This is a genomic window from Parasphingorhabdus marina DSM 22363, assembly GCF_900128895.1.
GTDB lineage: Bacteria > Pseudomonadota > Alphaproteobacteria > Sphingomonadales > Sphingomonadaceae > Parasphingorhabdus > Parasphingorhabdus marina.
Map to the genome: position 1 here is coordinate 812,927 of NZ_FSQW01000001.1, position 23,683 is coordinate 836,609.

At 59.2% G+C, this 23,683-nt stretch carries 25 protein-coding genes and 1 riboswitch; of the genes, 14 read left to right on the forward strand and 11 right to left on the reverse strand.

The window, feature by feature from the left end; all coding sequences use genetic code 11:
- Positions 1 to 19: 19 nt before the first annotated feature.
- The 6 genes from BUQ90_RS04070 to BUQ90_RS04095 all read right to left on the reverse strand — a co-directional run bounded on the left by BUQ90_RS04070 (position 20) and on the right by BUQ90_RS04095 (position 3,679).
- Entirely contained in the window at positions 20 to 661 is a 642-nt protein-coding gene (locus BUQ90_RS04070; protein ID WP_074203830.1) for an NrsF family protein, read from the reverse strand.
- Position 662: 1 nt separating this feature from the next.
- The gene (locus BUQ90_RS04075) at positions 663 to 1,187 is read right to left on the reverse strand and encodes a sigma-70 family RNA polymerase sigma factor (protein ID WP_074203831.1); all 525 of its coding nucleotides are present in this window, start codon (positions 1,185 to 1,187) and stop codon (positions 663 to 665) included.
- Between the two features lie 39 nt (positions 1,188 to 1,226).
- A complete protein-coding gene (locus BUQ90_RS04080) occupies positions 1,227 to 1,667 on the reverse strand; it encodes a DoxX family protein (RefSeq protein ID WP_074203832.1) in 441 nt (146 codons plus the stop codon).
- Positions 1,651 to 2,403 (reverse strand): HvfC/BufC family peptide modification chaperone, encoded by a 753-nt coding sequence (locus tag BUQ90_RS04085; protein ID WP_074203833.1) that lies wholly within the window; start codon positions 2,401 to 2,403, stop codon positions 1,651 to 1,653. Before BUQ90_RS04085 ends, BUQ90_RS04080 begins: the two co-directional genes overlap by 17 nt.
- The gene (bufB, locus tag BUQ90_RS04090) at positions 2,387 to 3,259 is read right to left on the reverse strand and encodes an MNIO family bufferin maturase (RefSeq protein ID WP_074203834.1); all 873 of its coding nucleotides are present in this window, start codon (positions 3,257 to 3,259) and stop codon (positions 2,387 to 2,389) included. The genes BUQ90_RS04085 and bufB overlap by 17 nt, the downstream gene beginning before the upstream one ends.
- Before the next feature lie 123 nt (positions 3,260 to 3,382).
- Positions 3,383 to 3,679, reverse strand: a complete 297-nt coding sequence (locus BUQ90_RS04095) for a BufA1 family periplasmic bufferin-type metallophore (RefSeq protein ID WP_074204864.1) — start codon at positions 3,677 to 3,679, stop codon at positions 3,383 to 3,385.
- Positions 3,680 to 3,996: 317 nt separating this feature from the next.
- Between BUQ90_RS04095 and BUQ90_RS04100 the strand changes: the two genes are divergently transcribed.
- From BUQ90_RS04100 to BUQ90_RS04135, 8 genes are all read left to right on the forward strand, one after another.
- Positions 3,997 to 4,287, forward strand: coding sequence for a co-chaperone GroES (locus tag BUQ90_RS04100; RefSeq protein WP_074203835.1), 291 nt, complete (start codon positions 3,997 to 3,999; stop codon positions 4,285 to 4,287).
- Positions 4,288 to 4,333: 46 nt separating this feature from the next.
- A complete protein-coding gene (groL, locus tag BUQ90_RS04105) occupies positions 4,334 to 5,986 on the forward strand; it encodes a chaperonin GroEL (protein WP_074203836.1) in 1,653 nt (550 codons plus the stop codon).
- Positions 5,987 to 6,140: 154 nt separating this feature from the next.
- Entirely contained in the window at positions 6,141 to 6,683 is a 543-nt protein-coding gene (locus BUQ90_RS04110) for a hypothetical protein (RefSeq protein WP_074203837.1), read from the forward strand.
- A gap of 90 nt (positions 6,684 to 6,773) precedes the next feature.
- Positions 6,774 to 8,636: a DUF885 domain-containing protein gene (locus BUQ90_RS04115; protein ID WP_074203838.1), complete on the forward strand. Its 1,863-nt coding sequence runs from the start codon at positions 6,774 to 6,776 to the stop codon at positions 8,634 to 8,636.
- A 30-nt stretch (positions 8,637 to 8,666) separates the two neighbouring features.
- A complete protein-coding gene (locus BUQ90_RS04120; RefSeq protein ID WP_084192473.1) occupies positions 8,667 to 9,401 on the forward strand; it encodes a VOC family protein in 735 nt (244 codons plus the stop codon).
- Positions 9,402 to 9,492: 91 nt separating this feature from the next.
- Positions 9,493 to 10,869: an L-serine ammonia-lyase gene (locus BUQ90_RS04125; protein WP_074203839.1), complete on the forward strand. Its 1,377-nt coding sequence runs from the start codon at positions 9,493 to 9,495 to the stop codon at positions 10,867 to 10,869.
- 14 nt (positions 10,870 to 10,883) lie between these two features.
- Positions 10,884 to 11,957 (forward strand): MBL fold metallo-hydrolase, encoded by a 1,074-nt coding sequence (locus BUQ90_RS04130; protein ID WP_074203840.1) that lies wholly within the window; start codon positions 10,884 to 10,886, stop codon positions 11,955 to 11,957.
- A gap of 29 nt (positions 11,958 to 11,986) precedes the next feature.
- Positions 11,987 to 12,991, forward strand: a complete 1,005-nt coding sequence (locus BUQ90_RS04135) for an NADP-dependent oxidoreductase (RefSeq protein WP_074203841.1) — start codon at positions 11,987 to 11,989, stop codon at positions 12,989 to 12,991.
- Positions 12,992 to 12,994: 3 nt separating this feature from the next.
- Here the strand turns inward: BUQ90_RS04135 and BUQ90_RS04140 are convergent, their stop codons facing one another.
- The 5 genes from BUQ90_RS04140 to BUQ90_RS04160 all read right to left on the reverse strand — a co-directional run bounded on the left by BUQ90_RS04140 (position 12,995) and on the right by BUQ90_RS04160 (position 16,430).
- Positions 12,995 to 13,435, reverse strand: coding sequence for a nuclear transport factor 2 family protein (locus BUQ90_RS04140; RefSeq protein ID WP_084192474.1), 441 nt, complete (start codon positions 13,433 to 13,435; stop codon positions 12,995 to 12,997).
- 52 nt (positions 13,436 to 13,487) lie between these two features.
- Positions 13,488 to 14,717, reverse strand: a complete 1,230-nt coding sequence (locus tag BUQ90_RS04145) for an MFS transporter (RefSeq protein ID WP_143182714.1) — start codon at positions 14,715 to 14,717, stop codon at positions 13,488 to 13,490.
- A gap of 52 nt (positions 14,718 to 14,769) precedes the next feature.
- Positions 14,770 to 15,453 (reverse strand): DJ-1/PfpI family protein, encoded by a 684-nt coding sequence (locus tag BUQ90_RS04150; protein ID WP_074204866.1) that lies wholly within the window; start codon positions 15,451 to 15,453, stop codon positions 14,770 to 14,772.
- 18 nt (positions 15,454 to 15,471) lie between these two features.
- Positions 15,472 to 15,554, reverse strand: a riboswitch (ZMP/ZTP riboswitch).
- Between the two features lie 43 nt (positions 15,555 to 15,597).
- Positions 15,598 to 15,981, reverse strand: coding sequence for a thiol-disulfide oxidoreductase DCC family protein (locus tag BUQ90_RS04155; protein ID WP_074203844.1), 384 nt, complete (start codon positions 15,979 to 15,981; stop codon positions 15,598 to 15,600).
- Entirely contained in the window at positions 15,978 to 16,430 is a 453-nt protein-coding gene (locus BUQ90_RS04160) for a DUF3429 family protein (protein WP_074203845.1), read from the reverse strand. Before BUQ90_RS04160 ends, BUQ90_RS04155 begins: the two co-directional genes overlap by 4 nt.
- A 166-nt stretch (positions 16,431 to 16,596) precedes the next feature.
- On the opposite strand from BUQ90_RS04160, the gene BUQ90_RS04165 reads away from it, so the two are divergent.
- The 6 genes from BUQ90_RS04165 to BUQ90_RS04190 all read left to right on the forward strand — a co-directional run bounded on the left by BUQ90_RS04165 (position 16,597) and on the right by BUQ90_RS04190 (position 23,631).
- Entirely contained in the window at positions 16,597 to 18,132 is a 1,536-nt protein-coding gene (locus BUQ90_RS04165) for an acyl-CoA synthetase (RefSeq protein WP_074203846.1), read from the forward strand.
- The gene (locus BUQ90_RS04170) at positions 18,132 to 18,572 is read left to right on the forward strand and encodes a nuclear transport factor 2 family protein (protein WP_074203847.1); all 441 of its coding nucleotides are present in this window, start codon (positions 18,132 to 18,134) and stop codon (positions 18,570 to 18,572) included. Before BUQ90_RS04165 ends, BUQ90_RS04170 begins: the two co-directional genes overlap by 1 nt.
- Position 18,573: 1 nt before the next feature.
- Positions 18,574 to 19,881 carry a cytochrome P450 gene (locus BUQ90_RS04175; protein ID WP_074203848.1) on the forward strand — a complete coding sequence of 436 codons (1,308 nt, stop codon included), beginning with the start codon at positions 18,574 to 18,576 and terminating at the stop codon, positions 19,879 to 19,881.
- Between the two features lie 81 nt (positions 19,882 to 19,962).
- A complete protein-coding gene (locus BUQ90_RS04180; protein WP_074203849.1) occupies positions 19,963 to 21,390 on the forward strand; it encodes an aldehyde dehydrogenase family protein in 1,428 nt (475 codons plus the stop codon).
- A 260-nt stretch (positions 21,391 to 21,650) separates the two neighbouring features.
- On the forward strand, positions 21,651 to 22,823 hold the full coding sequence (locus BUQ90_RS04185) for an acetyl-CoA C-acetyltransferase (protein ID WP_074203850.1): 1,173 nt from the start codon (positions 21,651 to 21,653) through the stop codon (positions 22,821 to 22,823).
- 25 nt (positions 22,824 to 22,848) lie between these two features.
- Positions 22,849 to 23,631, forward strand: a complete 783-nt coding sequence (locus BUQ90_RS04190) for an SDR family NAD(P)-dependent oxidoreductase (protein WP_074203851.1) — start codon at positions 22,849 to 22,851, stop codon at positions 23,629 to 23,631.
- Positions 23,632 to 23,683: the final 52 nt, after the last annotated feature.

Here is a 23,683-nt window from a genome sequence, read left to right on the forward strand (position 1 = left end):
TGGGTAGGATTGTGGCGAATTACCAGCGGATAAGCCGCGGAATGACAATCCGGCCGACAATGGCGCTGGCAAGGACCGGCAGCGTGAACCACAGGCCGATATAATAAATGTCATTAAACGGGCAGAAAATATTATAGGCCGCCGCGCCGAGTGCACCGGAGGCAATTCCGACCAGCCAGCCGGCGCGTTCCGGCGAGGTGGGAGCGCCCTGGCGCAGCCACAGGGTGAGACCGGAACCGATGACAAAGGCCGACATGCCGCTGACCGTCAGGCAGCGCAGGCCTTCGGACGGACGCAGCGCTTCGACAGGCGGGGTGTTAATCATGCTCATGATTGCCGCAGTCAGCGGGAACAGAGCCGCGGTGACCAGAGCCCAGATCCAGCCCCGGTTGAGATTGCCCACGCCGGGCCGGGCCAGGTTGACCGCCGAATAGGCCGTCGCAATGCCCAGCATCAGCAGAACCCCGCTGCGCAGGAAGAACATCTCGTCGGCCATGCCCATGGCCAGGTCATTGCGCACGCCGAGGAACCAGGCGACCGATCCACAGGCCAGCATGGTCAAAGCGGCAGCGACCGCCATGCCGCCGGACGGCTTCAGCGAGCGCACCGGAGACAGGTCGTCGACCAGATCATCTATCAGGCTGTTGGCTACATTACTCATTTCATTCACTCTCGATTAGGGCGCTCATCTTCTTGAGCCCCCGATGGATATTGACTTTGACCAGCGATTCAGACTGCCCGGTCATGGCAGCGGTTTCGGCGATGCTGAAACCTTCGATTTTGACTTTGGCGATCACTTCTGCCTGACGTTCCGGGATCATCCCCAGCAAGCGTTCGAGGCTGACCTTGGCCGATACGGTTTCGTCCTGCGGATCGGCCACCAGCTCCTCGTTGAGTTCGCCATGTTCGTGGCGATAGATCTTGCGCAGGCTATCGATCCAGCGGTACCGGCCAATCGCCGCAAGCCAGGGCAGAAATGCCTTGGTCGGATCATAACTGGCCCGCTTGCGGTGGAGCGAGATCAGGGTTTCCTGAACAAGGTCATCGATCGCGGCCGGGTTGATCTTGCGCGCAAAATAGCGCCGGAGCCATTTTTCGGATTCCACCAGCAGGCTCGAATAGCATTGCTTGTCGCCGGCCTGGGCCTTGACCATCAGGTGGCGCAATGTTTCTTCGTTGGCTATCATCAGATCTCTCCGGCCCCGGCTAAATTATCTCTCGCGATCTTACCCGAACTTGTGTCCGAGCAACCGATCGACGGAGAGCAGGCCGCCGCCACGAACGATCAGGATACTGGCCAGTGCAACCCAGACGATGTGCGTGACCCACCAGGCATCGGGATAGACGAAGAACTGGATAACCAGGGTCATGACCAGCAATCCGGCAGCGCCGACGCGGGTGAACAGTCCGAGCACCACGAGAATGGGCAGAAAATGTTCCGCATAAGTCGCGATCAGGCCGGTAATCTCGGGAAATGGCATGCCATATTCTTCCTGAAACAGAAAAACCGTGGTGTCGCTCATTTGCAGCCAGGTGCCTTCCTCGACCTTCGTGCGGGCCGAACGCCAGAAAATGCCGGCAAGTGCGACGCGGGTGAAGAGCAGGGCAATGGCCTCGGGGACGGACCCGCTGACCATATCAATGGCTTTGTTAATCAGTTTCATCATTGTCTTGGTCCTGTTTTCTTTTGGTCATTGTGCCTGCCCGGATCAGGTGAACGATCCGGTCCATGGCACTGGTTTCATCACCCAGTTCGATGGCCAGCGACAAAAGGTTACCCATAGTTGAAATATTTGCAATTTTTTCCGCAATATCCGCACTTGTGGCGTCTACAGGATGGAACAGGACCTCGGCTTCGGGACGGGCAATAATCAGTCCGGCAGGGGTTTCTTCACCCAGTTCTGACAGCTCGGGAGACAGCGGGCCGGCCATCCGGATGAGGCGGGCAGCGGGATGGGCGGCGACCGGGAAGGCGAGCAGCTGATCTTCTGCAAGTGCAGCGATATCTTCGAGCACCAGCGGCGGCGCTTCGGCGCTGTTGTAACTCTCGATCCAGCCCCACTCGGCCCGGGCGAGATCGATCTCGCTGGCACCCAGCCCGTTTTGGTGCAGAAATTCCGGAAAGTCGCGGGCGATGTTGTTCATGTCGCAGGTCAGGATATGATCCTGCTCGATATAGTCGCGGGAGATCTTGTGAAATGGCTCGTGCCCCATATGGGCGTGCAATTTGGGATAGGCGTTTTCCAGCGCCACCAGCCGGGCATGGGACACGGTGTTGGCATGTGCGCGGAGACCGAGCAGGGCGCGGTCATCAGTTTCGGAAAACAGGTCTGCCGGGAAATGGCCCGGACCCTTTTGCAGGCAGGCCATGAACCGGTTCTGGCCGTCAGCCAGCGAGGGCATGTGGCTCTTCCTCTCCGGAATGCGCAGACAAAATGGCTTCGACCTTGTCGACCTCGGTCATCAGCACGTCATATTCCGGAATGTCCGTGTCCCATTCGATCAGGGTCGGTTTCGGACCGGCGCGCTCGATAAACCGCTGATAGAGTTTCCAGGTCACATCGCTGACAATCGATCCGTGGTCATCGATCAGCAGGGGTCCGGATTCATGATCTTCACGGGCATGGCCGGCCAGATGCATTTCCCCGACAATTTCGGGATCGATCGCATCGACATAGGCTTCCATGTCGAGTCCGACATTGGTGGCGGTGACTTCGACATTATTGATATCGAACAGCAATCCGCATCCGGCCTGACGACACAGCGCGGAAATGAAATCGGTTTCGCCCATCTCGTCATCCCGGTAGCTGAGATAGCGGGAGGGATTTTCAATCAGGATCGGCCGTTGCAGCCGGTCCTGGACGCGGGCAATCTGGGCGCTGAAATGGTCCAGCGATTCCTGTGTATAGGGAATGGGAAGAAGATCGGGATAGCGGTCATGGGCATTGCCGCTCCAGCTGAGATGGTCCGAAACCATGGCCGGCTGATAGCGTTCGCAGAGATCCGCGATCTTTTCCAGATCATGCGCGTTGAGCCCTTCGGCGGAACCCAGCGACAGCCCGACGCTGTGCAGGCTGAGCGGGTAAACTCCGGAGATGGCGGTCAGCCAGCGATGCAGCGGACCACCATCCCCGAAGTAGTTTTGCGGATGTACCTCGACCCATCCGGGGTGTTTCGCTCCGTCTTCTTCATTCAGCACGTCTTGGAAATGTACCGATTTCAGACCAATGCCGCCTGATGGAGGGAGGGAGGGCAACATGGGTGCTAGCATAGCAAACAGACCGAAAATTGAGGCTGGGCGTTGGGAAACATCCGCAAAACCTATCGCAAAACCCGGTGCTGTACCAGAGTTTTGCCAGAGGTCAGGAACTGACCAGGCAGCTTAGCCGCGCTGGGGAACCGGCTTCTTGTTGCCTTTTTTGGCGGTCAGTGAACCACCGGCTTTGACGCAGGAGCCCTTGGCAACATATTTCCAGGCATTGCCCTGATAGTCGGCAGTGGAGGTTCCGGCGCAGCTGGTGCCCGGTCCTGCGGCGCAGTCATTTTTGCCTTTGAGCGCTATGCCGAAACATTTTTCCTTGGCGCCGGCAGCCTGGGCGGTCGTGGGGGACACGGCAATGGTGGCGGCAGCAGCCAGGGCAGCAGCAGCGGCAGTGGCCTTGATCAGTGAATTGGACATGGTTTTTCCTCTCTTGGGAATGGGGGGATATGAACGAGCCCGCTGACGCTGGCTCAATCTGGCATTCGCTGCTTCGGCTTGTGCGGTTACAAATTTTTTTGCGGGTTCGGGTGTGCCGGGTTCAAGTCCCGAAAAACCAGCCGGAAAAAGCGACAAAAAAGAATCGAAATAAGCTTGACCCAGCGGCGCAAGCGCCCATATGGGCGTCGTTAGCACTCGTCACATGTGAGTGCTAATCCTCATCACAGGCGTTTCTGATGGCCCGGGCAAAAGGAGCCGGCCGCTGAAATGCAGATTTGGACAAGAAAGGGAAACATATGAAATTTCGTCCATTACATGACCGTGTACTGGTGCGCCGGGTAGAGGCGGACGCGAAAACTGCTGGCGGGATCATCATTCCGGACAGCGCGCAGGAAAAGCCGTCCGAAGGCAAGGTTGTCGCAGTTGGCGGCGGTCTCAAGGATGACAATGGCAAGGTCACCGCGCTCGACGTGAAAAAAGGCGACAGCATCCTGTTCGGCAAATGGTCCGGCACGGAAGTCACCGTGGAAGGTGAAGACCTGATCATCATGAAGGAAAGCGATATTCTCGGCATCATCGAGAAGTAAGACTTTCCAGCACCAATCATCACATTTGTAAGCAGAGGAAATCAACATGGCTGCAAAAGACGTAAAATTTGGCCGTGACGCCCGCGAACGCATCCTGACCGGTGTGAACACGCTGGCCGACGCCGTAAAAGTCACTCTCGGCCCCAAAGGCCGCAACGTTGTTCTCGACAAGTCTTTCGGCGCGCCGCGCATCACCAAGGATGGTGTTTCGGTTGCCAAGGAAATCGAACTGAAGGACAAGTACGAAAACATGGGCGCGCAGATGCTCCGTGAAGTCGCATCGAAAACCAATGACGTGGCTGGCGACGGCACCACCACCGCAACGGTTCTGGCTCAGTCGATCGTGACCGAAGGCATGAAATCCGTGTCCGCCGGCATGAACCCGATGGATCTGAAGCGCGGCATCGACCAGGCCGCCGCTGCCGTCGTTGCCTCGCTGCAGAAGCGTTCGAAGAACGTGAAGAGCAGCGAAGAAGTTGCCCAGGTCGGCGTGATCTCCGCCAATGGCGACAAGGAAGTGGGCCAGAAAATCGCAGAAGCGATGGACAAGGTCGGCAAGGAAGGCGTGATCACGGTGGAAGAAGCCAAAGGTCTCGACTTTGAACTGGACGTTGTTGAAGGCATGCAGTTTGACCGCGGTTACCTGTCGCCCTACTTCATCACCAATCCGGACAAGATGCTCGCGGAACTCGAAAATCCCTACATCCTGATCCACGAGAAAAAGCTGACCAACCTGCAGCCGATGCTGCCGATTCTGGAAGCTGTTGTGCAGGCCGGACGTCCGCTGCTGATTATTGCTGAAGACATTGAAGGCGAAGCGCTGGCGACCCTGGTTGTCAACAAGCTGCGTGGCGGCCTGAAAATTGCTGCCGTGAAGGCCCCTGGTTTCGGTGATCGCCGGAAAGCCATGCTCGAAGATATCGCGATCCTCACCAAGGGTGAAATGATCAGCGAAGATCTCGGCATCAAGCTGGAAAGCGTCACACTGAACATGCTGGGTCAGGCCAAGTCGGTGACGATCGACAAGGACAACACCACCATCGTTGACGGTGGCGGCAAGAAGGGCGAAATCAAGGCCCGTGTCGAAGCGATCCGTGCGCAGATCGAAACCACCACGTCTGACTATGACAAGGAAAAGCTGCAGGAGCGTCTCGCGAAGCTCGCTGGCGGTGTTGCCGTGATCAAGGTCGGTGGAGCCACCGAAGTCGAAGTGAAAGAGAAGAAAGACCGCGTCGATGACGCGCTGCACGCCACCCGTGCTGCTGTCGAAGAAGGCATTGTCCCTGGCGGCGGTACCGCGCTTCTCTACGCCACGGCGGCGCTCAAGGGCCTGGAAGGCGAAAATGAAGACCAGACCCGCGGCGTCGACATTGTCCGCAAGGCGCTGCAGGCTCCGGTTCGTCAGATCGCTGAAAATGCCGGATTTGACGGCGCGGTTGTCGCTGGCAAGCTGCTCGACCAGAAAGACAAGAATTTCGGATTTAACGCGTTCAGCGACAAATACGAAGATCTGGTCAAGTCTGGCGTGATCGATCCGACCAAGGTTGTCCGCGCGGCTTTGCAGGATGCGTCTTCCGTGGCCGGTCTGCTGATCACCACCGAAGCGGCGGTTGCCGAACTGCCGGAAGACAAGTCTGCGGCTCCGGCCATGCCCGACATGGGCGGCATGGGCGGCATGGGCGGCGGCATGGGCTTCTAGGCCCCGCTGTTCAGCACAGTCTGAAATCAGAAAGGGCTGGAGGGAAACCTCCGGCCCTTTTTTGTTCATTCCATCCATGGTCAGGAAATTCTAACCAGTTGCCTCTAAGGTTTCTTTCCATCGATTTTTGCTGAATTTTGGCCGGAGAGACTTTGTGAACCTGTCGATTGCCGGATGGCTGATTTTTGCGGGCGGCGTGCTTGTCGCGGCCGGAGAATTTGTGCTGGCGATGATGTTCTCCGGATCCACTATTGCGGAAGGTCCAGTATATCAGCAGGGGGCACCGTCAGAGACGATTATCGCAGTTGTCCGACCGGAAGACCGGCCGGTGCGGATCATTCTCGATGCCGAAGGTGTCCGGCGTGGAGTGACGCATGGAAGCGCGGATCGCGCGGTTCCGATGACCCTGCATTTTGGTGACGGGCTGCCACCGGTTGAGCATATATTCCGTCCGCGGGCGAAGGCCAATTCGAGTCAGGCCAACTATTTTCACACATATTTCCCGGTGAAACTGAACGACCGTCCGGCCGGGGCCTGGCGGATATCCGTCGACGTTCGGCCGGGGGAAAATGTCGAGCTTCAGTCCGTCGGCATGCGGGTCAAGGGCAATGTCCGGTCTCCCGACATGATGCTGCTGATCGTCGCCGGTCTGATAGCGGCATTCGGTCTTGCCCTGGGAGTGCTGGCCCGCCGCTAGAAAGGTCCCGCCGTCCGGTTCCGATTTACCGCCGCCGTCATCTGTGCCATGCCGTTTCACAGGAAACCAATTGGGTGAGGACCGGGCATAATGACAAGAATCTTCGCAATCTTGCTGGCAACAACAGCTTTGGCGGCATGCAGTGCCACAACAGGTAACACGGGAGCAGCGGCCAGCGCTTCCGAAACATCTGCGCCAGCCCCGGAGCAATCGGAAACGGACCGCCTGAACGCCTGGTTTGATGCAAAGTTCGAAGAACAGCTGGCGTTCAGCCCGATTACCCAGACATTTCTCGGACGCCGCACCGCCTATGACCAGATCGATGATTTCTCGATTGCGGCTGCGGACCGCCAGCTCAAATGGATGCAGGACGCGACCGCGGAGATGGAGCGGTCATTTGATTATGACAAGCTCTCGCCCGATGCGAAAATATCCTGGGACATGTGGAAATTCCGCCTCGCCGAAGCCGAATCGGGCGTGCCGTTTCGCAACAATGCCTATGTCCTGCACCAGTTTAACGGACAGCAGTCCTTCTTCCCGACCTTCCTGATCAATCAGCACCGGGTGGAAAGCGAGACCGACATGCTTGCCTTTATCGCCCGGCTCAAGGGCAGTGCGCGAGCACTGGACCAGCTGCTCGCGCGGTCCCAGGCCAATGCTGCTGCAGGCACACGGCCGCCGCGTTTTGCCTATGAAGGGGTGATTGAGCAGTCGCAGAAAATCACCACAGGCGCGCCCTTTGACAACGGCGGGGCCTCGGCGCTTTGGCAAGCGACGGAAAACAAGCTCGCTGCGCTGGTGAAAGACGGCAAGATCGGCACAGCACGGGCGGATGCGCTGAAAGACCAGGCCCGTGTGGCGCTGACCGACAGCCTGCAGCCGGCCTATCGCCGCATCATCAGCTGGTTCGAGGCCGACCTGCCGAATACCAGGGCCGAGTCTTTTGGCGTCTCCGAACTGCCCAACGGAACGGCCTTTTACACCTACCGGCTCGCCAACCAGACGACCACGGACCTGACCGCCGACCAGATCCACAATATCGGGCTGAGCGAAGTGGCGCGGATCCGCAGCGAGATGGAAGCGATCCGGGAGAGTGTCAATTTCGAGGGTGATCTCCAGGCCTTTTTCACGTTCCTGCGCGAGGATGACCAGTTTTATTTCTCCAATGATGACAAGGGCGCGCAGGACTATATTGACGCCGCCGAAAAACACCTGGCTTTCATCAAGACGCGCCTGTCGGATTTCTTCGGGACATTGCCCAAGGCCGATCTGGTGGTGAAGCGGGTGGAACCGTTCCGCGAGCAGGATGGTGCGGCCCAGCATTACCGTTCGGGAACACCGGACGGGTCACGGCCCGGCACCTATTATGCGCATCTGTCCGACATGCGGGCGATGCCGATCCACAGCCTTGAGGTGATTGCCTATCATGAAGGCAATCCGGGGCATCACATGCAATCCTCGATTGCCCAGGAGCTGGAAGGCGTGCCGCAATTTCGGGCGCAGGGTGCCTATATTCCGGCATTCGGGGAAGGCTGGGCGCTCTACTCCGAACTGCTCGCCAAGGAAATGGGCGCCTATGAAAATCCCTATTCGGATTTTGGCCGGCTGACGACCGAGATCTGGCGCGCGATCCGGCTGGTTGTTGATACCGGTTTGCACACCAAAGGCTGGAGCGAGGAGAAAGCGGTCGCCTATTTCCTCGCCAACTCCCCGATCCCGGAAACCGCGGTGCGCAGCGAGGTCCGGCGCTATCTGGTGATGCCGGCGCAGGCGACCAGTTACAAGATAGGCATGATCAAGATCCAGGATTTGCGCGCAAAGGCCGAAAAGGAGCTGGGCGAGGATTTCGACATTCGCGGCTTCCATGACACTGTGCTCGGCGGCGGTTCGGTGCCGCTCAGCATATTGGAGAAACAGGTAGACCAGTGGATCGCAGAGATGAAATCATCCTGATCTTCCATCCTCACAGCGGAGCATCCGGCCATGCATCAGATCATTCTGCGCTTTCTGCTCTCCGGGCTGGTCGCCGCCACGTTGCTGGCAGATCGGGTCGAGGCCCAAAGTCCAGGAACCGGAACCATGGCTGACCATCCGGTTGACCATATTCTTCTTGCCGTCCCCGACCTGGCGTCCGGTTCTGCGGACTTGGGCGAGATGCTCTCCGTGGAACCCACTCCGGGCGGCGAGCATCCTGACCTCGGAACCGCCAATAGCCTCGTCGGACTGGGCGAGGGGATCTATCTGGAAATTATCGGTCCGGCGAGCCGCGATAATCGCGGCGGATTTGCCGAACGTCTGGCAAAACTGACCCATCCCGAGCTGATCGGATTTGCGGTTCAGACCCGCAATATCGAAGCCGTCCGCGAAGCGGCAAAGGCCGCCGGAATGACCACAGGTGAAATCCGGGCCGGATCGAGAAAGACGCCGGATGGCACGATGCTGCAGTGGCGCACGATGTCCGTCATCGACCCTGCCCATGATTTTCTGGTGCCCTTTTTCATCGATTGGGGCGGGACCCCGCATCCTTCCGCAACATCGGTCGGCGGTCCGCAGCTGATCAGCTGGGAAGTCGGTCACCCTGCACCGGAAGACCTGCAGAAAATCTATGACGCACTGGGAATCGGAATCACCATTGTTACGGCCCCAAAACCGTTTCTCAGGGCGCAGATCAAAGCGGCTGACCGGACAGTTATTCTGTTCGGAACGGGTGGTCAATGAGCATGGAGCCGAAGCAGATGCGATTATTTCATTGGCCCAGGCCTGATCTGGCAGGCTAAAGCGTGCGGGTGTAAGGGGAGAGAATCCAGCCATGGTCGCGAGTACTTTTGACCTGTTCAAGATCGGTGTCGGGCCGTCCAGTTCGCACACCATGGGCCCGATGCTGGCAGCGGCGCTGTTCGTCGCGCGTCTTTCGGACTCCGGCATTCTGCAGAATGTGAACCGGCTGGAAACCCGCCTTTTCGGATCGCTGGCGCTCACCGGCAAGGGACATGCTACCGACCGCGCGATATTGCTGGGCCTGTCCGGTCAGCGTCCCGACATGATCGAACCTGATGCGGCAGATCGTCAGGTGGAGGACATCCGCAACAGCGCAAAAATTAGCCTGAACGGCACGCACGAAATCCCCTTTGACGAAGTGCGGGATGTGATTTTTGATCAAAAGAAACGGCTGGATTTTCACAGCAATGCCATGCGGCTCAGCGCTTTTTCGGGTGAGGAGATGATCGCCAGCCGGGTCTATTATTCGGTCGGCGGCGGTGCGATTCTCGATGAGGACCAGATTGGCAGCAATGATCCGGACGCGGGCCTGTGGGATGTGCCCTTTCCCTTTTGTTCGGGCGCAGACCTGCTTGAGATCACAGAACGGGAATCATTGTCGATTGCCGACATCATGCGCCGCAATGAGCAGACCGGCAAAAAAGACCCCGAGATCAGCCGCGACATTCGCGCGATTGCCGATGCCATGTCCGCCTGCATTGATCGGGGGATTCGCAGCGAAGGCATTCTTCCTGGCGGCCTGAAAGTGAAACGCCGGGCACCGCTGATCTACAGCCAGCTGATGGAGCGTCAGGAACGCGCACTTTCGGATCCGCTGACCATTTTGGACTGGGTCAATCTCTGGGCGCTGGCGGTCAACGAGGAAAATGCCGCGGGTGGCAAGGTAGTGACCGCACCAACCAATGGTGCTGCCGGGATCGTGCCGTCGGTGCTACGTTTCTATGAGCGTTTTTCGCCCAAGGCCGATGCCGCGGGAGTTGAGACATTCCTGCTGACCGCTGCAGCGATTGGATCACTGTTCAAGGAAAATGCCTCGATTTCGGGCGCGGAAGTGGGTTGTCAGGGCGAGGTCGGCGTGGCCTGTTCGATGGCCGCAGCCGGATTGACCGCTGCCTGGGGCGGGACGCCGCTGCAGGTCGAAAATGCTGCCGAGATCGGGATGGAGCATAATCTCGGGCTGACCTGTGATCCGGTTGCCGGACTGGTCCAGGTGCCCTGTATCGAGCGCAATGCGGTCGGCGCGGTGAAAGCGATCGAAGCAGCGCGCCTCGCCATTCTGGGTGACGGAACGCACCGGGTCAGTCTGGACGAGGTCATCGAAACGATGCGCAAGACCGGTCTCGACATGTCGGAACGCTACAAGGAGACATCGCAGGGCGGACTTGCCGTGAATCTGGTTGAATGCTGAGGGGAACAGGAATCATGAGAAAACTGCTGACCGGACTAATCCTGATCCTGGTGCTTGCCGGTTCCGCCGGATGGATATTCCAGAAACAGATTGGCGAACGGCTGTTTGCGCGGGCTGTCGAACAGGCTTTTGCCCGCGACCTGATCGGCAATCTGCCTGACGGTCTGCATGTCGTGCTGTGCGGTAGTGGCTCGCCGCTCTCTGACCCTTCACGCGCAGGGCCATGCACGGCGGTGATCGCGGGCGAGCGGATATTCATTGTCGATATCGGTGGCGGCGCGGTCCGCAATCTCGGGCAAATGGGACTGCCCATGGCGAATGTCGAGGCTTTGCTGCTGACACATTTCCACAGCGATCATATTGACGGCATGGGCGAATTGCTGCTCCAGCGCTGGGCGGGCGGCGGTCATGACAGTCCGCTGCCGGTATATGGCGCGGAAGGTGTGGAAGCTATCGTGGATGGCCTGAACGGCGCCTATGCCGCTGACGTGCAATATCGCATCGCGCATCATGGCGCAGCCACCATGCCGCCCTCTGGTGCGGGCGGTATCGCGCAGCCATTTGCGCTGCCGGAAGGCCAGGAGCAAGCGGTTGTCTACAATCGAGAGGGCCTGAAGATCACCGCTTTTCGGGTGAATCATGAACCGGTGGAACCGGCTTTCGGATACCGTTTCGATTACAAGGGCCGTTCGGTCGTGCTCAGTGGCGACACAGCGAAAGACCCGCGGATTGCCGGGATCTGCACAGGTTGTGACCTGCTGGTGCACGAAGTGCTGAACGCCGAGATGGTGGGCAAGATGCAGGCCGCGGCGAAGCAGGCGGGCAATGCGCGGGTGGCCAAGATCATGGCGGACATCCCTTCCTATCACGCGACACCGGTTGAGGTGGCGGAAATCGCCGGCGAGGCGGAAACCCGCATGCTGGTGTTAAGCCACATCGTACCGGCGGTGCCGCTGACCTATCTGGAAAGCTATTATCTGAAAGGCACGGCGGAGGCCTTTGACGGCGAAATCGTGCTGGGGCGCGACGGCATGCTGTTCAGCCTGCCCGCCAATAAGAACAGTATCGATCAGGACCAACTTCTTTAGACTGCCTGCTCCATGATGGGAGAGAGCAGATGACGTCCAACCGCTTTTGGCAATTGAACAGGCGTCCGGAAGGCAGTGATGTCTCGGGCGCCTTGTCGCTCGAAACCGAAGCCGTCCCGGATATTGGCGCCGGGGAAGTGCTGGTGAAATGCGCCTGGCTGTCGATGGATGCGGGCACCCGGATGTGGATGACCGAACGCGAGGACGGCTATCAGCCACCCCTCGAACTGGGCACCAGAATGGTTGGGCTGGTGCTCGGTCATGTCGCCCGGTCGAACGACCCGCAATTTGCCGAGGGCGATCTGGTGCGCGGGTTCGGCCAGTGGGCGGAATATGCCGTGGTCCAGCCGGAACTGGCAGGTCTGATGAAAGTGGACGATCAAATCCCCGACATCCGCCAGCATTTCGGAGTGCTCGGCTTTAACGGGTGGACCGCGCTCTGGGGCATCCGCGAGACGGCGGCGGTAAAAGCCGGCGACAATGTGCTGGTGTCGGCCGCGGCCGGGTCGACCGGCTTGCTCGCTTGTCAGGTTGCCAAAATCCTGGGCGCAAATGTCCATGGGCTGGCCGGCGGCCCCGACAAGTGCCGGTGGCTGGAACAGGAACTCGGCATCACCCGGGCAATCGACTACAAGAATGCGGACGTCGCTGCTGAACTGGCAAAGGTGGATGGCGGCATTGATGCCTATTTCGACAATGTCGGCGGACCGATACTGGATGCGGTACTGCCCAATATGGCGATGCACGGGCGGATCGCGCTCTGTGGTCTGCTTGCTCAATATCAGGGGGACGGCCGTGGTCGCGGCCCCGAACATTTTGACCAGATCCTGATGAAGCGGCTGCGTATCGAGGGCTTTTTCTCCCCCGACTTCATGGATCAGGGCGCAGAGCTCACGATCCAGCTGGCCAAATGGCATGACCAGGGGCTGATCGACACGCCCTTTGATGTGACGGACGGTATCGGGAATGTGCTGACCGCCTATGAAAAGCTGTTCACCGGCGGCAATATCGGCAAGGTGCTGGTCAAAATCTGAGCGCTATTTGGCTTTCTGTTCCGGAAAGTACCAGACCCGGCGGATCAGCCGGTCCATGATCTGATAGACTGCGGTTGCACTCTGCGCCTGCCGCTCGCCCTTGCTGTTCTGCCACGATGCGGTTTCGATCACCGTGACATAGTCGCCATTGACCGACCAGCCGCTGAGACTGCTGCTGACCTTGGTGGGCCCCTGGAAATAGGATGTCATGTCGCGGACCATGTTATCCTTGCCGTCGGTGGCGACTTCCGATTTGGCGCCGCTGATCATGATCCACTGAATCTCCGAATGCATCAGGTTGCTCATGGCGGTGACATCCTGCGCGTTGAACGCAGCGGTATATTTTTCCACCAGCACCTGATGATCAGGTGGAGGTGGCGGTGTTTCTGCTGAAACCGCCACAGGCATCAAAAATGCCATTAATACCAGCATCCACCGTGTCATGATTTTCCTCCCCTGTTCTCCTCGCCCAGTTTCGACCGGGTTGGCCTGGCCGTCAAGTGTTGTGACGATGCTGGCCCCACAGGGCGAGGCCGAGGATCAGCGTGGCGAATATTAGTGACATGCCAGCAATGGCGTTCCAACCGCCCCAGGCATAGGCCGCGGTGCCGAGCCAGCTCGACAAGCCTCCGCCCAGAAACATGGTGACAATATAGACGGTCATCAGCCGCGTGCGGATCTCCGGCGCCCGGCCAAACAAAATGGTGCGGTTGGCCACATCCATCGAGGCGCCGCCAAAATTGCTTAAGATGATCGGCACGATCAGGATCCAGATACTGGTGCCGGCCACGAACAGCAGGATGGCACCAATCCACTGGATGACCGCGAACAGCACCCGTACCTTTTCCGCACCAATCCGGTCGGCGAGGCGCCCGGACCAGGGCGCGACCAGAATGTTGCTGGCGGCAAGCAATGCCAGATAGCCGACCACGTCGACACCATATCCCATTTGCGCGCTGGTCAGATGGAGACCAATGCCCAGCCACAGGGCGAGGAAAAAGCCGAAAGACAGGGCCTGGAGAATACCGGCGAGCAGGACGTCCGGCATGGTCCGGATGATCGGCCAGAGCGAGGCGATCAGCGCGCCATAGCTTTCCCGCGGCGCGTCGTCATCACGCAATTTCTCGTCCTTCTCCATGATCAGCGGCACGATGACGAGCACCGCCAGCGCCAGTGCCGCGCCCACCCAATAGGCCGCGCGCCAGCCGAAATAGTGGCCCAGCACGCCGGCGCCACCGCGACTGGCGAGCAGCCCGGCGGTGATCCCGGCCGTCAATATGCCCGTGACATGGCCGACGCGTTCCGGCTTGACGCGCCTGGTGACATAGGCGGGAACCAGATAGGGTGCGATCGTGGCAAAACCGAGCAACGATGAGGCGATGACGAAGATCCGGAAATCGGCGGCCAGCGCCATGGCCAGCAGGGCGATGAGCTGCCCAGCGGCAAAATATGTCAGCAGCTTGCGGTTATTGACCCTGTCGCCGAGCGGGAGCAGCAGCAGGATACCGAGCGCCAGCGCGATCTGGTTGAACGCCGGCACCAGTCCCAGCCAGGTTCCGCTGACGCCGAATTCCGCGCCAACCGGCGCGATCAGCGGATGGATGTAATAGCCGTGTGCGACCGAGGCGGCGCAGGCGGCGGAAAACAGGAACAGCTTCAGCTCGCTGATCCGGCGCGGCGCGGTCCTGGTCGAGAGATCGGTTTGAGACAGGTTGGAAACTTTCAGTCACGGAAGACAGCACCCATGCCAAGACACGCGGGCAACGTCCTCTGTTCTTTTAGGGAGCGTCGATGATCTGATCGAGATTGTCGAGCACCTTGCCATAGACCCGGTCATGCAGCAGTTGCACCAGTTTCGGATCAGCCCGGTCCGGATGGCCGCTGTCGAACGGCGGGTGGGGATCATATTCGAGCGAAAGCTGCATCATTTGCGCAAATTCCGGGCCGGCGACTTCGGCCAGGATGGTCAGGCCAAAGTCGATTCCCGAGGTCACACCCCCGGCGGTGATGACGTTGCCGTCCTGCACAACGCGGGATTTCTCATGTTGCGCACCGAATTTCTCGAGCAGCGAAGTATAGGCCCAGTGCGTGGTGGCACGCTTGCCCTGGAGCAGCCCGGCAGCACCCAGCGCCAGCGAGCCGGTGCAGACCGAGGTGACATATCTGGCGCCCGCGCCCTGATTGCGCAGAAATGCGAGAGTGTCTTCATCCTGGATAACCTGCCGTGTCCCGAACCCGCCCGGCACGCACAGCAGGTCGGCTTGCGGGCAGTCGGCAAAATTCGTGGTGGGCAGCATGGCAAAGCCGCTGTCGGTCTGGATCGGTTGTACGGTTTTGGCTGCACTGTGCAGGACGGCTCCCGGGAGCCGCGCGAGAAATTGGGCCGGTCCCGTGAAATCCAGCTGGGTGATCTCGTCGAACAACAGGAAAACGATATGAAAGGGGGCAGGATTGTCGGTCATGAGCATGTCTCCTTGTGATGGAACTGCCCAGGCGAACGGCACGCAATGATGTTCGCTCCCCGATGGTGATCCATCCTGTCTCGCCAGTCGCGAACAATCCGGTCATAGCGATCCGCGCGATTTCCGAAAAGCACAAAAACCGGGTCAGCTGTCCGTCTTCGGGGCGGGGACCAGTTTCTGGAGCCGCGGCCGGATGTGCAAAAACAACCTGTATCCAGCTTCGAGGATTTTCAGGACAATCCGGTTGCGGGCGATCTGACCGAGTGGGCGCATCGCCGGCAAGGCACGCCACATCGCGGCAAATGCCGCGGCGCCCGACAGGAGTTGCCCGCCCTCCTCCGCATGAAACCGTTCGAGCATCAGTTGCCGGTCGAGCGGGCAGGCCGCCTCTGCCGGAGAGATATCAATGAAAGCAATCCGGTCATGCCGGTCCAGCCGCTGCATGATGCGGATCTCGCGAATGCATAACGGGCAGGCACCGTCATACCAGACCTTCACCTGTTTCCCGGATTTGGGCGCGGTCGTCACGCCAGAAGTCCGAGCGCCAGAGTCAGGGATCCCAGTCCGGCGGACAGGAGAATGCGCAGCCGGAACATCGCTGCGGACATGATCTGTCGCCGAAACAGCGCACGATCGACGAACAGCGCGAGGATCAGACCCGCGCCGAGAAGGAGCATGGAGGGCCCCGGCCAGGTCGTGCCGATCATCCAGGGAATGCCGCTGGCAAAAGCGATCAGGCTGGGCAAGACGGCTATCGGGAACAACCAGGCGGGTGGCCGCTCATCTGCAACGCCGAGACCCCACCAGACCCCGCCCAGAAAACTGAAGATCAGCGCGGCGTAGAGCCAGCCAGCCGCCAGCGCCGAGAAGCGGTGCTGGTCATCAAAGACCAGAACCAGGCAGAGAGTTTGCGGCAACAGTCCGGCCAGACCCAGCCACAGGGCGGACGGAGGCAGTGATTTTCCGGGTGCAAGCATGATTCATCCAGGCAGAATTGACGATGATCGCATTTCGCACACCGGTATGATCCGGGTCGACATGGCCATACATACAGATTGATTTAATCACACAATTAAAACATGATAAGGCTGAGCGAATCACCCGCCGAGAGGTGAATCCTGCCCTGATGGAGAGAAATACAAAATGCATCCCAGTCTGCATGCGCAAGAACATCCTGACAAACCCGCAATCATCATGGCCGGTTCCGGTGAAACCCGCAGCTATGCAGAGCTGGACCGGGCCAGCAATCGCTATGCGCATCTCTATCGTGCGGAAGGCCTGAAGATTGGCGACACGGTTGCTGTCTTTCTCGACAATGACCCGGATTATTTTTCGATCGTCTGGGGCGCCCAGCGTGCGGGGCTGTATTATGTCGCCATTCCCAGCCGGCTGACCGCAGCAGAGGTCAGCTACATCCTGCAGGACAGTGCGGCCGACATGCTGATCAGTTCCGCGGCCAAACTGGCCGTCATTGACGAGCTCCGAGACCTCAATCCCGGTGTGAAGCAATATGCCTATGGCGTGGATGACGAACGTGCTGTCGTGCCTGCACTGGCGGCGCAGCCGGATACGCCGATTGCGGATGAACGGCACGGGATGGACATGCTCTACTCCTCCGGCACCACCGGCCGACCGAAAGGGGTGCGTATACCGTTTCCCGAGAACGAAGATATTGCCCAGCCCAATGCGCTCGTCGCGATCGCGCAGGGCGCGTTCGGATTTGCGCCGGGATGTACCTATCTTTCACCTGCTCCACTTTATCATGCGGCGCCGCTGCGCTGGTGCATGACCGTGCACAGACTGGGCGGCACCACGATCATCATGGAAAAATTCGATCCCGAGCAGGCGCTGGCGCTGATCGAAAAATATCAGGTCGATGTCAGCCAGTGGGTGCCAACCCATTTCAACCGCATGCTCAAGCTTCCCGACGAGGTGCGCCAGAAATATGACGTGTCGTCGCTGAAGAGCGCAGTCCATGCGGCAGCGCCTTGCCCGGTTCCGGTGAAGGAAAAGATGATCGAATGGTGGGGACCGGTGATCATGGAATATTATGCCGGTTCCGAAGGCAACGGCTTTACCTTTATCAACTCCGCTGACTGGCTCGAACACAAGGGCTCTGTGGGCAAGGCTCTGCTGGGCACGGTCCGCATTTGTGACGAAAATGACAATGAGGTGCCGACCGGCGAGGAAGGACAGATCTATTTCGAGGGCGGCAGCCCCTTTTCCTATCACAATGATCCGGAAAAAACGAAAGCAGCGGCCAATAGCCACGGCTGGACTTCACTGGGTGATGTCGGGAAAGTCGATGCCGACGGTTTTCTCTATCTGACCGATCGCAAGAGCTTCATGATCATTTCCGGCGGGGTGAATATCTATCCACAGGAGATCGAGAATCTGCTGGTGACACATCCGAAAATATCCGATGCCGCCGTGATTGGCGCGCCGGATGAGGATATGGGCGAAAAGGTGGTCGCGGTGGTGCAGCCGATGGACATGGCCGATGCCGGTGCAGATTTCGCGCAGGAACTGGAAGCGTGGCTGCGCGAAAGCCTCTCAGGCGTCAAGGTGCCACGCCAGATCGATTTCCGCGCCGAACTGCCGCGCGAGGCGACGGGCAAATTGTACAAGCGGCTGCTCCGCGATGAATATTGGGGCAAGACCGGCAGCCGGATCGTCTGATGAACCCCGGCCTGTCTTCCGAAGCGTTGCGCAAGCTGGCGGTGGACGGATATTTCGGGCGAGTCGTGGCGCGGGACATGGATGGACTAATGGGCAATATCAGCCCGGATGCGACCATGGCCATTCCGCCACTGGCCATTGCCTTTAAAGGAAAAGAGGCAATAGCGGCGCATTTTCAGGAATTTCTGGAGAGCTATGCGCCGATCGATATTGATGATTTCCAGACGACAGCGGATCCGGAGAACGGCACTGTCGCCGTCAGATTTCATATCGCGCTGACCAGCGTCGCCGATGGCAGCAGAACCGACATGCACAATTGCAATTTCTTCCATTGCGATGCGGCCGGGCAGATCGAAAAGATCGTGATCTACATGAGTGACCTGCCGACGGAAGGCTTTGCCGCAGGCGCGACCCGACAGAAAGACCATGGAGAGAGGTGAAATGAACGAGACAGCAGAAAGCGATACGCCAACCCTGTCGCCGCAATTGGCGACCGCCGTCATCGATCCGGGCAGTTATGCCGAATGGAACGGCCTGCTCGACACGTTCGACCATATCCGGGACACCATGCCCGTGGCCCGGGTCGACCTGGCCGACGGCGGTTTCGATCCCTTCTGGCTGGTCACGCGCTATGAAGATGTGATGCGCATCTCGAAGGACAATGCGACCTTTCTGAACAATCCGCGACCCGTGGTCCTGTCAACCCGGGAGGCCATCGAATTCTCGTTGAAAGTGACGGGCAGCAAGATGCTGGTCGACTCGCTGGTCGTGTTCGATGCACCGATACATCCCAAATATCGCCGGCTGACGCAGGACTGGTTCATGCCGAAAAACCTCCGCAAGATGGAAGAAGAGATTGGAGCGATCGCGAAAGCCACGGTGGACCGGCTGGCCGAAGCGGGCGGGGAGGCGGATTTTGTGCCGCTGGTGTCGGCGCCCTATCCGCTCCATGTGGTGATGCAGATTCTCGGCGTGCCGGAAGAGGATGAGCAGCGCATGCTGTTCCTGACCCAGCAGATGTTCGGCGGGCAGGATGAAGACCTGTCGGGCTCCGGCATGAAGGACATGACACCGGAGCAGATCACCCAGATCGTGGCCGGCGCAGTGGCCGATTTTGAGGCCTATTTTGCAAAAATGGCGGCGGATCGCCGGGCCAATCCGACCGACGATGTGGCGAGTGTAATTGCCAATGCCACCGTTGACGGAGAACCACTGAATGACCGGGACATGGCCGGATATTATATCATCGTCGCCAGTGCCGGGCATGACACCACCTCGGCCTCGACCGCGGGTGCGATGATGGCTCTGGCGCAGGATCCCGAACAATTTGCGCGGGTCAAGGCGGATCGCGACCTGCTCCCCGGCATTGTCGAGGAGGCGATTCGCTGGACCACCCCGGTACAGCATTTCATGCGCACAGCGGCCGAGGACACGGAAATTGCCGGTCAGAAGATCGCCAAGGATGACTGGCTGATGATCAACTATGTCGCCGCCAATCATGATCCTGCCCAGTTTGAAAATCCCCGCAAATTTGACGCGGCGCGGTCTCCCAATCGCCATGCGGCCTTTGGTGCCGGTGCGCATCAGTGCCTCGGGCTGCACCTTGCCCGGCTGGAAATGCGAATCCTGTTCAACGAGCTGCTCGACCGGATCGAGACGATCGAGCTTGCCGGAGAACCGAAACGCGCCCGTTCCACTTTTGTTGGCGGGCTCAAGACGCTCCCCGTTAGATATACTCTATCAAAATGAGAGGCGTCGCCGCCCTTGTAATGCGCTACAAGCGACTCAAATAGAAACAGAATTCAGGCAAAATTCCCAAAGGAGAGCAACATGGTTACCCAGTACAAGAATTTGATCAACGGAGAGCTGATCAGTACCAGCGACATGCTGGACGTCGTCAATCCGGCCAATGAAGAGGTTATCGGCCAGGTTCCGGCGTGCGGCGAAGATGAGCTTAATCAGGCGGTGGCCGCTGCACGGGCCGCGTTCAAGACCTGGTCGAAAAAGCCCATCGACGAACGGCGCGCCGTGGTCCAGGCAATTGCCGGCGTGATCAACGACAATAGTGACGAGCTGTTCCGTTTGCTGACCACCGAGCAGGGCAAGCCGCATCAGCAGGCCCAGGGCGAGATCATGGGCGCGGCCTATATGGCGGGATCCCAGGCAACGCTGGAGCTGGAAGACGAGATCAACGAAGATACCGAGGAACGGCTGAGCCGCACCCGCCGGGTGCCGGTCGGTGTTGTCGGCGGCATCGTGCCGTGGAATTTCCCGGTCATGATGGCGGTGCAGAAAATTGCGCCAGCGCTGTTGTCAGGCTGCACCATCGTGCTCAAGCCGTCGCCTTTCACGCCGCTCACGACACTGCGTCTGGCAGAGCTGATCAAAGATGTGGCGCCGGCCGGGACCGTGAACATCATCACCGGGGAAGACAGCCTCGGGCCGCTGATCACGGCACATCCCGATATTGACAAGATCACCTTCACCGGCTCGACCGCGACTGGCAAGAAGATCATGGAAGGCGCATCGCAGGACCTCAAGCGGATCACGCTGGAGCTGGGCGGTAATGATGCGTCGATCGTCCTGCCGGACGCCAATGTGGAAAAGGTCGCGGAGCAGCTGTTCTGGTCGAGTTTCACCAATGCCGGCCAGATCTGTGTGGCTGCCAAGCGCATCTATATCCACGAGGATATCTATGACGAGCTGAGCGCCGCGATCGCCGAATATGCGAAACATGTGAAAGTCGGTGACGGCTCCCAGCAGGGTACTGCCGTGGGCCCGATCCAGAACAAGAAGCAATATGAGCGGGTGATTGAGCTGGTCCAGGACGCCAAGGACAATGGCTACAAGTTCCTGGTCGGCGGCGACCATGATCCGGACGTGCCGGGCTATTATATGCCGATCACGATTCTCGACAACCCGCCCGAAGATGCGCGGATTGTTGCGGAAGAACAATTTGGCCCGGTCATGCCGCTGATGAAGTTCAGTTCGGAAGAGGAAGCCATCAGCCGCGCGAATGACAGCGAATATGGCCTTGCCGGTGCGGTCTGGACCGCCGATCCCGACAAGGGCGTGGAAATTGCCGAGCAGCTGGAAACCGGTACGGTGTGGGTGAATGAATTCCTTCACCTGTCACCCTTTGCCCCCTTTGGCGGACACAAGCAGTCCGGCTTTGGCGCCGAATATGGCAAGGAAGGCCTGCTTGAGTTCACCTATCCGCAGGTGATCACGGTCAAGAAAGACAATGTCCCTGCCTGAATAATCCCCCTCCCGTTTACGGGAGGTGAGCTTGACGGCTCCCGGCTTCGTCCGGGGGACGAAGCTGCCGGCAAACTGGGAGGGCATGAGGTAGCATTCTCACCAATCCCTCCCCCAGCCCCTCCCGCTTGCGGAAGGGGAGTAACAGGCCGGTTATCACTATTGTGATGACCGGCTTTTTCATTTGACGCTAGAGCGTCGGCGGTTTAATCGGTCAGTTAAATTTCGAATCCCATTACATATCTCAAAGGAGCAGGAACATGGCAGAAGCCTATATTGTAGACGCAGTACGTACCGCAGGAGGACGCCGCGGTGGCCGTCTCGCCGGTGTTCACCCGGTAGATCTTGGCGCGGCAACGCTTGATGCGATTGCCGACCGCAATGACTTTGACCCCTCTGCGATCGAAGACGTGATCACCGGCTGTGTGATGCAGGGCGGAGAGCAGTCGGGCGATGTTGGCCGCAACGCGGTTCTCGCATCGAAGCTGCCGGACAGCATCCCGTCGGTTTCTATCGACCGCCAGTGCGGTTCCTCGCAACAGTCGATCCAGTTCGCGGCCCAAGGCATCATGTCCGGCACCCAGGATATGGTCCTCGCGCATGGCATTGAAAGCATGACCCGTGTACCGATGGGATCAACCTTCAAACTGTTTAAGGATGCCGGCCTCGGCACCAACAAGTCCGAGCGGCTCGAAGAAGCCTATCCTGGCGTTCAGTTCAGCCAATTCATGGGCGCCGAAATGCTGGTGAAAAAGCATGGTTTTGACCGGTCCGACCTGGACCAGTTTGCGCTGGAAAGCCACCAGAAGGCGATTGCCGCGACTGAATCCGGGGCCTTTGCCAACGAGATTGTCGCGATGAAAGTCGAAACCCCGGAAGGTGAGGAAATGCACAAGGTCGATGAAGGTATCCGCTTTGACGCCTCGATGGAAAGCATCAGCGGCGTGAAAGTGCTGCAGGAAGGCGGCGCGATTACCGCGGCCAATGCCAGCCAGATCTGTGACGGATCCAGTGCTGTATTGGTCTGCTCGGAACAGGCTTTGAAAGACCATGGACTGACGCCGCGGGCGAAGATCCTCAATCTGACGGTCACCGCGGGTGATCCGGTGATCATGCTCGAAGAACCGTTGTTCGCAACCGATCGCGCACTGGAACGGGCGGGCATGAAGATTGATGATATCGACATGTATGAAGTCAATGAAGCCTTTGCCCCGGTGCCTTTGGCCTGGCTCAAGCATACCGGTGCCGACCGCAGCAAGATCAATGTCCATGGCGGCGCCATTGCGCTGGGTCACCCGCTCGGCGCGTCGGGCACCAAGCTGATGGCAACCTTGCTCAACGCGATGGAGCAGAAAGGCGCGAAGACCGGCCTGCAGACCATGTGCGAAGGCGGCGGCCAGGCCAATGTCACGATTATCGAACGATTGAACTGACGACAGACAGAAGAAAGACACAATAATGGAACTCAATGAAAATATCTCCGCCGTGATCACTGGCGGTGCTTCCGGACTTGGCGCGGCCACGGCGCGGCGTCTTGCGGAAAAAGGCGTGAAGGTCGCGCTGTTCGATCTCAATGAGGAAAAGGGCGAAGCGCTCGCTTCGGAACTGGGCGGGGTCTTCTGCAAGGTCAATGTCACCGAAGACGAAAGCGTCGACGCCGGCTTTGAAAAAGCCCGCGCTGCAGTCGGACAGGAGCGCATCCTGGTGAACTGTGCCGGGATCGGCAATGCGATCAAGACCGCCAGCCGGTCCAAGGAAGACGGGTCGATCAAGCATTTCCCGATGGATGCCTTCAATTTCGTCATTCAGGTCAATCTGGTGGGCACCTTCCGCTGTATCGCCAAATCGGCGGCCGGCATGCTCACGCTCGATCCGCTGGCTGACGGCGATCGCGGAGCGATGGTCAACACCGCTTCGGTGGCGGCAGAAGATGGCCAGATCGGCCAGGCGGCCTATTCCGCGTCCAAGGGCGGCGTGGTCGGCATGACATTGCCGATCGCCCGCGATCTGTCGCGCGAAGGTATCCGCGTCAACACCATCCTGCCTGGTATTTTTGATACACCGCTGCTCGCCGGTGCACCGCAAAATGTCCGCGATGCGCTGGGCGCCATGGTGCCGCATCCGCCGCGTCTGGGCGTGCCGGACGAATATGCGAAGCTGGCGCTGTGCATGATCGAGACCGGATATTTCAACGGCGAGGATGTCCGGCTTGACGGCGGTATCCGAATGGCCCCGCGCTAGACAGACTGGAACAAGGGGGCTGCGAAAAACTCGCGGCCCTTTTTGTATCTGC